This is a genomic window from Nocardioides sp. (assembly GCF_029937575.1).
Classification (GTDB): domain Bacteria; phylum Actinomycetota; class Actinomycetes; order Propionibacteriales; family Nocardioidaceae; genus Nocardioides.
Genome location: NZ_JAPYPS010000010.1, coordinates 78746 through 88587 on the forward strand (window position 1 = coordinate 78746; position 9842 = coordinate 88587).

Here is a 9842-nt window from a genome sequence, read left to right on the forward strand (position 1 = left end):
GGGCGATCCTGCCATGTGCGTCAACAACGTCTTGCGCCCGTGCCGGTCGCGCACCGTCGTCGTCAGACGATCGGCGGGGCCGCCAGGACGTCCGTCACGTGGAGGCCTCCTCGGGCCCGGTGCCGGCACCGAGGGTCATGATGCGTGCGTACGCCGCCGCAAGCTTGCGTGGGTCGTGCCGGGGGCTCCCGTCAGTGACGGCCACGTCGTCGAGGACCAGTCTCGAGCCGAGGGAGGCGACCACCTCACGCAGCTCGACCAGCCGAGCAGCGTCGAAGCTGGACGGGTCGGCCAGCACCGTGTGCACCTGGAGACCCGGGGCGTGCTCCACCAGCACTCGCAGGTGGTCGGCGGGGCCGAAGCCGCCGGTCTCCCCAGCCTGCTCCTCGAGGTTGAGCACGACCACCAGCCGGGCGTCGGTGGCGATGATCGCCTCGCGCAGGGCGGTGACGCGCACGTGCGGCAGGACCGAGGAGAACCACGACCCGGGGCCGAGGAAGGCCCAGTCGGCCTCAGCGATCTTGGCCAGGGCCTCCTTGCTGACCGGAGGGTCGGGCGGGTCTAGGTCGATCGAGACGATCTCGCCCTCCGCCGTGGCGACCTGCACCTGTCCGCGCACCGTCGTGATGGCCGAGTCGTCGCCCGGCACCGCGCGCACCCGGGCGGTGATCTCCATCGGGGTCAGTGCCATCGGCAGCACCCGGCCCTTGGCGCCGAGCAGCCGACCAACCCAGTCGAGGGCGTCGACGTGGTTCCCGAGGAGCTCCCACAGGCCCACGATCAGCAGGTTGCCGACCACGTGGCCACGCATCTCGCCGTCACCCTCGAAGCGGTGCTGCAGCACCTTGGCCCAGGTGTCGCCCCAGTCGTCGTCCCCGCACAGCGCGGCGAGAGCCATCCGCAGGTCGCCGGGGGGCAGCACGTTGAACTCGCCACGGAGCCGTCCGGACGAGCCGCCGTTGTCGGCCACCGTCACGATGGCGGTCAGGTCGTCGACCGTGAGGTCGTCCACGAGTCGCCGCAGTGCCGTCAGCGATGCGTGCAGCCCGTGTCCGCCGCCGAGGGCGACCACGGCTTGGGCCCGATCGAGGTCGGACGGCTCGGAGTCGATGGAGCCGCTCACTCGCGCCCCAGGTCGCGGTGCATGGCCTTGGCCTCGAATCCGGCGGCAACGAGGCGTCGGGCGATCTCCTCGGTCATCGCCACGCTGCGGTGCTTGCCTCCGGTGCAGCCGATCGCGACGCGCATGAAGCGCTTGCCCTCGCGCACGTATCCGGCTCCGACGCCGGTGAGGACCGGCAGGTAGGCGTCGAGGAACTCGCCGGCTCCGGGTCGCGACCGCACGTAATCGGCCACGTCGTTGTCACGCCCGGTGTGGTCGCGCAGCTCGGGGATCCAGAACGGGTTGGGCAGGAAGCGCATGTCGGCCAGGTAGTCGGCGTCGACGGGGATGCCGTACTTGAAGCCGAAGCTCAGCACGGTGACCTTGAGCTGCGTGCTCCCCGGAGTGCCGAAGGCCGCGGCGATCCGGTCGGTGAGCTGGTGCACGTTGAGTGCCCCGGTGTCGATGACGAGATCGGCGTCGCCTCGCAGGTCCGCCAGCACCCGCCGCTCGCGGTGCAGCCCGTCGAGGAGTCGGCCGGAGGCCTGCAAGGGGTGGGGACGGCGGGCAGCCTCCTGCCTGCGGACGAGGACCTCGTCGGAGGCGTCGAGGAAGACCAAGGTCGTCCGGCGTCCTTCGAAGCCCTGGGCCAGCTGGGTGTGCAACGACGCGAAGAACGAGCCCGACCGGACGTCGACGACGACGGCGATCGGCTGCCGCTTGCCCAGGCTGCCGTCGACCAGTCGGACGACGTCGGGCACCAGGCTGGGCGGGAGGTTGTCGACCACGTAGTAGCCGAGGTCCTCCAGCTCCTTGGCCGCCGTGCTGCGTCCGGCACCGGTCATCCCGGTGACGACGACGACCTCACCACGCGTCGGAGGCTCGGCTGCGGTCTCGCTCATGTCTCCTCGATCTCGCCGGTCGCGGTGTTGATGGACACCGTGGTCGGGGTCGAGTCTGCCGCACCTCCTGCGGGCGCGACCGCCTGCTTGATCGCGGCGGCCGTCTGAGGACCGATGCCAGGCACCAGGGCCAGCTCGTCGAGCTCGGCTGCACGAAGCTTCTTGAGCGACCCGAAGTGCTTGAGCAGCGTCTTGCGTCGCACCTCGCCGAGCCCGGGGACGTCGTCGAGGACGCTCTCCACCATCGTCTTGGACCGGCGTGAGCGGTGATGGTTGATCGCGAAGCGGTGGGCCTCGTCGCGGATGCGCTGGAGCAGGTAGAGCCCCTCCGACGACCGGGCCAGGATCACCGGGTCCTCCTGGGCGGGCAACCAGACCTCCTCCAGCCGCTTCGCCAGTCCGCACACCGGGATGTCGTCGATGCCGAGCTCGTCCAGGGCCTGCTGCGCAGCGGCGACCTGTGGTGGACCGCCGTCCACGACCACCAGCCCGGGCGCGTAGGCGAACTTGCGTGGCCGCCCGGTCTCGGGGTCGACGAGCATCGGGCCCTGGTCGGTCTCGCGGGACTCGCTGCGGGCCTGCTCGTCGAGCAGGCGCCGGAAGCGGCGGGTGATCACCTCGTGCATCGAGGCGACGTCGTTCTGCCCCTCGACGTCGCGGATGACGAAGCGGCGGTACTCCCCCTTGCGAGCCAGGCCGTCCTCGAAGACGACCATCGACGCCACCACCTCGGTGCCCTGCAGGTTGGAGACGTCGTAGCACTCGATCCGCAGCGGCACCTCCTCGAGCTCGAGGGCCTCACGGATCTCCTCGAGCGCCCGGTTGCGGGTCGTGAGGTCGCTGGCGCGCTTGGTCTTGTGCAGCGCCAACGACTGGCCGGCGTTGCGCGCCACCGTCTCCTGCAGCGTCTTCTTGTCGCCGCGCTGCGGCACCCGGATGACGACGCGGCTCCCCCGCAGATCGCTGAGCAGCGCCTCGAACGTCTCCACGTCGGGCGGCAGCTCGGGCACCAGGATCTCGCGCGGCACCGCGTCGGCGTCACCGGCGTACAGCTGGAGCAGGAAGTCCTCGACCAGCTCCGGGGTGCCGCCGTCCTCGACCCGGTCGGCCACCCATCCGCGCTGTCCGCGGATCCGACCGCCGCGCACGTAGAAGATCTGGACCGCGACCTCGAGCGGGTCCTCGGCCAGTGCGATCACGTCGGCGTCGGCGCCGTCCCCGAGCACGACCGCCTGCTTCTCGAGGGCCTTCTGCAGGGCGCCCAGGTCGTCGCGCAGCCGGGCGGCCCGCTCGAAGTCCATCGCGTCGGAGGCGGCGTACATCTCCTTCTCGATGCGACGCACGAACGGGCGGGTCTGGCCGCCCATGAAGTCGCAGAAGTCCTCGACGATCGCCCGGTGCTCGTCTGCGGAGACGGCGTCGACACAGGGCGCCGAGCACTTGCCGATGTAGCCGAGCAGGCAGGGGCGACCGATCTGGGCGGAGCGCTTGAAGACTCCGTTGCTGCACGAGCGCATCGGGAAGACGCGGAGCAGGATGTCGACCGTCTCCCGGATCGCCCAGGCGTGGCTGTAGGGACCGAAGTAGCGGGTGCCCTTGCGCTTGGCGCCACGGCCGACCATCACCCGCGGGTACTCGTCACCGAGGGTGACGGCCAGCCACGGGTAGGACTTGTCGTCGCGATACTTGACGTTGAAGCGCGGGTCGTACTCCTTGATCCAGGAGTACTCCAGCTGCAGCGCCTCGACCTCGGTGTTGACCACCGTCCACTCGACGCTGGCCGCGGTGGTGACCATGGTGGCAGTGCGCTGGTGCAGCGTGGCGACGTCTGCGAAGTACGACGACAGCCGGGATCGCAGGTTCTTCGCCTTGCCGACGTAGATCACCCGCGAGGTCGCGTCGCGGAATCGGTAGACCCCCGGCTGGGTGGGAATCGTGCCCGGCTCCGGGCGGTACGACGAGGGGCCCCCGGTGGTGCGAGGAGTGCGAGCCGGGGACATGGGTCAAGCCTACGGAAGGGCGCCGACACCCTGGCGGTCAGGCGAGGACGATCTCGTCGCCCTCCAGTGCCACCTCGATGCTCGCCAGCGGAGCCGAGGCCGGGCCTTGCAGCGCCGAGCCGTCCTCGACGGAGAACCGGCTGCCGTGATTGGGACAGACGATCTCGCCGCCGTCGACCTGGTTGACGGCCGTGCCGGTGTGGGTGCAGGTCGTGCTGAACCCGAGGAACGTGCCCTCGGTGGGCTGGGTGACGACGATGTTGGCGTCCGGCAGGACCACGCCCCCGCCCACCGGCACCTCGGAGGCAGGCACCAACCCGGTGCCGGTCTCGGGTGTCGACGCGCTTCCGCCTTCGGAACCGCCGCCACACCCGGCCAGGGCGGCGGCGACGCCCAGCGCACCGAGACCTTGGAAGACGATCCTGCGTGACGCCCTGATCTCGCTCATGACAGCACCACCTGGTCCTTCTCGATCGTGAACTCGACAGCGGGCAACGGCGCGCCGGCCGGCCCGCCCAGGACCTCGCCGGTGGCGAGGTCGAAGCTGCTGCCGTGGCACTGGCAGACGATGCTGGTGCTCACGCCCGCGACCAGGCACCCGGTGTGGGTGCACACGGCGGAGAAGCACTTGAAGTCACCGGCCGCCGGCTGGGTGACGACGACCCGGTCGTCGGTGAAGATCACACCGCCACCGACAGGGATGTCTGCCGTCGACGCCAGTGCTCCGTCGTCCTCCTGCACGGGCTCCGACGACGGCGCAGCGGTCGTCGGCTCCGCACTCCCCGTCGTGGCGTCCGCTCTGGTGGGGTCCGCGGACGGCGACGCTGCTGACTCCTCGCTCTCCCCGCAGGCGGACAGGACCGGCAGGGACAGGCCGAGACCGGCGACGCCGGACAGGGCGCGACGACGGCTGACGCGTCCCGACAACCCCGCTGATCGTGTGGTCGTCCGACTGGTCACGCGCTCTCCTCGGGCCAGGGGCATTGCCGGAAGCGTAGAGGAGGGCCCCCAAGGCACCGCCACGGCGACTACCTGGACCGCGACGGCGCCTTCTTGGCGGCGACCTTCTTGCTCGACTTCTTGGTGGTGGTCTTCGTAGCGGTCTTGGTAGCGGTCTTCTTGGTCGGAGAGGACTTCGCCGCCGCGGACCTGCGCCCGGTAGCTCGCTTGCTCGCAGCCGCCGGGTCGCCATCGGCGGGTGCGCGCCGAGCGGTCGGCTGGGCAGCTTCGCGTCCGGCGAGCAGCGGCGCCAGGAACTGTCCGGTGTAGCTCTCCGCCACCGCCGCGACCTCCTCCGGCGTGCCCTCGGCCACGACGCTACCCCCGCGGGACCCGCCCTCGGGCCCCATGTCGATGAGCCAGTCAGCGGTCTTGATGACGTCGAGGTTGTGCTCGATGACCAGCACGGAGTTGCCGGCGTCGACCAGGCGGCCGAGGACCAGCAGCAGCTTGCGGATGTCCTCGAAGTGAAGACCCGTCGTGGGCTCGTCGAGCACGTAGACGGTGCGACCAGTGGAGCGCTTCTGCAGCTCGGCGGACAGCTTGACCCGTTGGGCCTCACCTCCCGACAGGGTGGTGGCCGGCTGGCCGAGGCGCACGTAGCCGAGGCCCACCTCGACCAGGGTCTTCATGTGGCGGGCGATGGCGGGCACGGCGGCGAAGAAGTCGACCGCCTCCTCGATGGGCATGTCGAGGACCTCGGCGATGGTCTTGCCCTTGTAGTGGACCTCGAGGGTCTCGCGGTTGTAGCGCGCCCCGTGACAGACCTCGCACGGCACGTAGACGTCCGGCAGGAAGTTCATCTCGATCTTCAACGTGCCGTCGCCCGAGCAGGCCTCGCAGCGCCCGCCCTTGACGTTGAAGGAGAAGCGTCCCTGCAGGTAGCCGCGCATCTTCGCCTCGGGGGTGGCGGCGAAGAGCTTGCGGACGTGGTCGAAGACGCCGGTGTACGTCGCCGGGTTGGACCTCGGCGTACGACCGATGGGCGACTGGTCCACGTGGATCACCTTGTCGACGTGGTCGAGACCGCTGATCTTCTGGTGGCGGCCCGGGACCTGTCGCGAGCGGTAGAGCTCCTTGGCAAGGGCGGTGTAGAGGATGTCGTTGACCAGGGTGGACTTGCCCGAGCCCGACACGCCGGTGACGGCAACGAACAGCCCCAGCGGGAACGAGACGTCGACGTTGCGCAGGTTGTGCTCGCGGGCACCGTGCACGGTGAGCTCGCGCCCGATCGTGCGGGGTCGGCGGATCTCCGGCACCGGGATCTCCCGACGCCCGGAGAGATACTGCCCGGTCATCGAGTCGGGGTGCTCGTAGAGACCCTTCACCGTGCCGCTGTGGACCACCTGGCCACCGTGCTCACCGGCACCGGGTCCGATGTCGACCACCCAGTCGGCCACCTTGATCGTGTCCTCGTCGTGCTCGACCACGATCAGGGTGTTGCCCAGCTCCTTGAGGCGCACGAGGGTCTCGATGAGGCGTTGGTTGTCGCGCTGGTGGAGGCCGATCGAGGGCTCGTCGAGGACGTACAGGACGCCCACGAGACCGGCCCCGATCTGCGTGGCCAGCCGAATGCGCTGGGCCTCGCCGCCCGACAGGGATCCCGATGGGCGGTCCAGGGAGAGGTAGTCCAGGCCGACGTCGAGGAGGAACGTCAGCCGCTCCTGGATCTCCTTGAGCACCCGCTCGCCGATCTGCCGCTCGCGGGCGGTGAGGTCGAGGTGATCGAGGAACGCCGCCGCCTCGTTGATCGGCAGCGCGCAGATCTCGGCGATGTTCTTGCCGCCGAGCTGGACCGCCATCGAGACCGGCTTGAGCCGACTCCCCCGGCATGTCGGGCAGGGCACCTCGCGCATGAAGCCCTCGAGCCGGTCGCGGCTCGTGTCGGACTCGGCCTCGCGGTGCCGACGCTCGATGTAGCGGCGGGCGCCCTCGAACTGCGCGTCGTAGGAGCGCTCCCGCCCGTAGCGGTTGCGCGTCACGACGTGGACCTTGGTCGGGTGACCCTCGAGCAGGGAGCGCTGGCCGACCGCGTCGATGTCCTCCCAGGGGGTGTCGAGGTCGAAGCCCAGCTCCTCGCCCAGCGCCCCCATGAGCTTGAGGAAGTAGTCGGCGACGTGCGCCTGGCTCCACGGCTGGATGGCGCCCTCGGCCAGGCTCGCGGTGGTGTCGGGCACGACGAGGTCGGGGTCGACCTCCATGCGGGTGCCGAGGCCGCTGCAGACCGGGCACGCGCCGAACGGGGAGTTGAACGAGAACGAGCGCGGCTCGAGGTCGTCGGTGTCGATGCTGTGGTCGTTGGGACACGCCATCTTCTCGCTGAAGCGCAGCTCGCGACCCGGGTCCTTCGGCCCCAGGTCGACGAAGTCGAAGACCACGAGCCCGGCCGCCAGCTTGAGGGCGGTCTCGACGGAGTCGGTCAGTCGTCGCTTGCTGGACGCCTTGACCGCCAGGCGGTCGACCACGACCTCGATGGTGTGCTTCTTCTGCTTGTCGAGCGTCGGCGGGTCGTCCAGCGTGTAGGTCTCGCCGTCGACACGCGCGCGGGAGAATCCTTGCGTCTGCAGCTGCGTGAACAGCTCGACGTACTCGCCCTTGCGGCCCCGGATGACCGGTGCCAGGACCTGGAAGCGGGCGCCCTCGTCGAGGGCGAGGACACGGTCGACGATCTGCTGCGGGGTCTGCCGCTCGATCGGCGCTCCGCACGTGGGGCAGTGCGGTCGACCGGCGCGGGCGAAGAGGAGCCGGAGGTAGTCGTAGACCTCGGTGATGGTCCCGACGGTCGAGCGGGGGTTCTTGGAGGTCGACTTCTGGTCGATCGAGACCGCCGGGGAGAGCCCCTCGATGAAGTCGACATCGGGCTTGTCCATCTGGCCGAGGAACTGGCGCGCATAGGCCGACAACGACTCCACGTAGCGACGTTGACCCTCGGCGAAGATGGTGTCGAAGGCGAGCGACGACTTCCCCGAGCCGCTCAGCCCCGTGAAGACGATGAGGGCGTCACGGGGCAGGTCGAGGGAGACGTCCTTGAGGTTGTGCTCGCGGGCACCACGAATGATGAGCTGGTCGGCCACTGAAGTCCCTCGGTCGCGCTACGGGTGAACAGGTCTGGTTCGAACAAGTGTTCGTCATCGGCAGGGCATGCGCAAGCGGCTCGCCGACAGCCTCCTCAGCCTAGATGGCTGCGCCGACACCAAAGTTGCCGGTGGTGCCGTGCTGCATGATGGACGACTGGGGCCCACCACAGCAGCACCCGCACAGCATCAGAGCGACGACGGCGTACTGCCGAGGAACGAGGGACAGGTGACCTACACCGGAGACGTCGAGGTCGGCGGAGCGCCGGACGTGCGCGAGCTCGACGCACTCACGATCACGAAGGTGGCCGTCGACGAGCAGATGAGCAACAACGCCTACCTCCTGCGGTGCGTCAGCACCGGTGAGCAGGTCCTGATCGACGCCGCTGCCGAGCCCGAGACCCTGCTCCCCCTCATCGGCGACGGGGGGCTGGCGACCGTGGTCACCACCCACCAGCACTGGGACCACCACCGGTCGCTGGCCGACGTGGTCCGCGCCACAGGGGCTGCGGTCGCAGCCGGGCTGCCGGACGCCGCCGCGATCACGTCCCAGACGGGGGTCGCGGTCTCCCACGAGCTGCGCGACGGCGACACCGTCCGGGTGGGCGACTGCACGCTGCAGGTGATCGCGATCGCGGGTCACACTCCCGGTTCGATCGCGCTGCTGTACGACGACCAGTCGGCGGGAGGACACCCGCACCTGTTCACCGGTGACTCCCTGTTCCCCGGCGGGGTGGGCGCCACCTTCGGGGACGACGCGGCCTTCGCCCAGCTCATCGACGAGGTGGAGACCAAGGTGTTCGCACGTCTGAGCGACGACACGTGGGTCTACCCCGGCCACGGAGGCGACACCCAGCTGGGCGTCGAGCGCGCACACGTCGGCGAGTGGCGCGCTCGCGGTTGGTGATCAGCCGGCGCGGGCGACGCCGTACGGCGACTCCCCCGCCAGCGCCCAGGCCAGCTCACGGCCGGTGACGTGCGAGGCGCACAGCAGCGCCAGCTCCGTGCCGTCGTGGCTCATCGTCCAACGCCAGGCCTGCTCGGGATCGAGGTCGTCCTCCTCGAAGCGGTCCGTGACCGCCCAGACCAGCCGCTCGGGGACTCCGTGGGCACGCACCAGCAGCTCGAGGTCCCTGGCCGTCGTACGGCTGGGGTCGCGGGCCACCTGTCGCAGCCGCCGAGCACCACGCCTCCAGGGCGGCTCGAGCAGGGCACCGGGGGCACGAAGCGAGAAGCTGGCGAACAACGAGACCTCCTGGACCGAGGGTGGGGTGACGTCTGGACAGCGTCGCCGCGGCTGCCCCACGCAGCTGCGACGACGCCGCATGTGGAGAGCTGGCCTACGCCGCCCAGCTCACGCCGCCGACGAGGCCCGTCCGCTCGTGCAGGTGCTCGGCCACCTCGTCGTGGGTCAGTGTGGACGCGCAGAGCTCGGCAAGGGTGACCCCGTCGAACCGCATGGTCCAGGCCCACACGCTCCCGGGGTCGAGCTCGGCGGCCTCGAGCCGGTCACCCACGGCCCACACAGCCTGCTCCGGCACGCCGTGCGCCCGCACCAGCGACTCGATGTCGTGCGGTGTCGCCAGTCGCGGATCCCGCTCCACCTGGCGAAGCCGCCGCGCCGTGCGGTCGAAGGCGAGCGAGAGTGCTCCGGTCAGGTGTCCGAGCATGAGACGGCTCCTGTCGTGGGGAACGTGGCGTGTGTGCTGGGTCACCATCCTGCGACGTCCGCGGCGCTGCCTGCACCGGGAAAGCAGTCGGGGGG

General features: G+C 70.2%; 9 protein-coding genes. 1 reads left to right on the forward strand and 8 read right to left on the reverse strand.

Annotation, left to right across the window (positions count from 1 at the left end; all coding sequences use genetic code 11):
* Positions 1 to 94 precede the first annotated feature (94 nt).
* The 6 genes from yvcK to uvrA form a co-directional block, all read right to left on the reverse strand.
* Complete coding sequence (gene yvcK, locus Q1K33_RS06095; RefSeq protein WP_300401744.1) at positions 95 to 1123, reverse strand: uridine diphosphate-N-acetylglucosamine-binding protein YvcK; 1029 nt, start codon at positions 1121 to 1123, stop codon at positions 95 to 97.
* On the reverse strand, positions 1120 to 2004 hold the full coding sequence (gene rapZ, locus Q1K33_RS06100; protein WP_300401746.1) for an RNase adapter RapZ: 885 nt from the start codon (positions 2002 to 2004) through the stop codon (positions 1120 to 1122). Before rapZ ends, yvcK begins: the two co-directional genes overlap by 4 nt.
* The gene (uvrC, locus tag Q1K33_RS06105; protein ID WP_300401749.1) at positions 2001 to 4004 is read right to left on the reverse strand and encodes an excinuclease ABC subunit UvrC; all 2004 of its coding nucleotides are present in this window, start codon (positions 4002 to 4004) and stop codon (positions 2001 to 2003) included. Before uvrC ends, rapZ begins: the two co-directional genes overlap by 4 nt.
* Positions 4005 to 4041: 37 nt before the next feature.
* Positions 4042 to 4452, reverse strand: coding sequence for a Rieske (2Fe-2S) protein (locus Q1K33_RS06110; protein WP_300401752.1), 411 nt, complete (start codon positions 4450 to 4452; stop codon positions 4042 to 4044).
* Positions 4449 to 4964: a Rieske (2Fe-2S) protein gene (locus Q1K33_RS06115; protein WP_300401754.1), complete on the reverse strand. Its 516-nt coding sequence runs from the start codon at positions 4962 to 4964 to the stop codon at positions 4449 to 4451. Before Q1K33_RS06115 ends, Q1K33_RS06110 begins: the two co-directional genes overlap by 4 nt.
* Positions 4965 to 5032: 68 nt before the next feature.
* Positions 5033 to 8077 (reverse strand): excinuclease ABC subunit UvrA, encoded by a 3045-nt coding sequence (gene uvrA, locus Q1K33_RS06120; RefSeq protein ID WP_300401757.1) that lies wholly within the window; start codon positions 8075 to 8077, stop codon positions 5033 to 5035.
* Between the two features lie 229 nt (positions 8078 to 8306).
* Here uvrA and Q1K33_RS06125 point away from each other — a divergent pair, with 229 nt between their 5' ends.
* Entirely contained in the window at positions 8307 to 8984 is a 678-nt protein-coding gene (locus tag Q1K33_RS06125; RefSeq protein ID WP_300401759.1) for an MBL fold metallo-hydrolase, read from the forward strand.
* On the opposite strand, the gene Q1K33_RS06130 is transcribed toward Q1K33_RS06125, so the two are convergent.
* Both Q1K33_RS06130 and Q1K33_RS06135 read right to left on the reverse strand, forming a co-directional pair.
* Positions 8985 to 9323 (reverse strand): hypothetical protein, encoded by a 339-nt coding sequence (locus tag Q1K33_RS06130; protein WP_300401762.1) that lies wholly within the window; start codon positions 9321 to 9323, stop codon positions 8985 to 8987. It abuts the gene before it with no gap.
* A 94-nt stretch (positions 9324 to 9417) separates the two neighbouring features.
* Positions 9418 to 9747: a hypothetical protein gene (locus tag Q1K33_RS06135; protein WP_300401765.1), complete on the reverse strand. Its 330-nt coding sequence runs from the start codon at positions 9745 to 9747 to the stop codon at positions 9418 to 9420.
* Between the last annotated feature and the right edge of the window lie 95 nt (positions 9748 to 9842).

Excerpts from the sequence above, each read along its gene's own strand:
- rapZ (WP_300401746.1), bottom strand. The coding sequence starts at position 2,004 with ATGAGCGAGACCGCAGCCGAGCCTCCGACGCGTGGTGAGGTCGTCGTC.
- uvrC (WP_300401749.1), bottom strand. The coding sequence starts at position 4,004 with ATGTCCCCGGCTCGCACTCCTCGCACCACCGGGGGCCCCTCGTCGTAC.
- Q1K33_RS06110 (WP_300401752.1), bottom strand. The coding sequence starts at position 4,452 with ATGAGCGAGATCAGGGCGTCACGCAGGATCGTCTTCCAAGGTCTCGGT.
- Q1K33_RS06135 (WP_300401765.1), bottom strand. The coding sequence starts at position 9,747 with ATGCTCGGACACCTGACCGGAGCACTCTCGCTCGCCTTCGACCGCACG.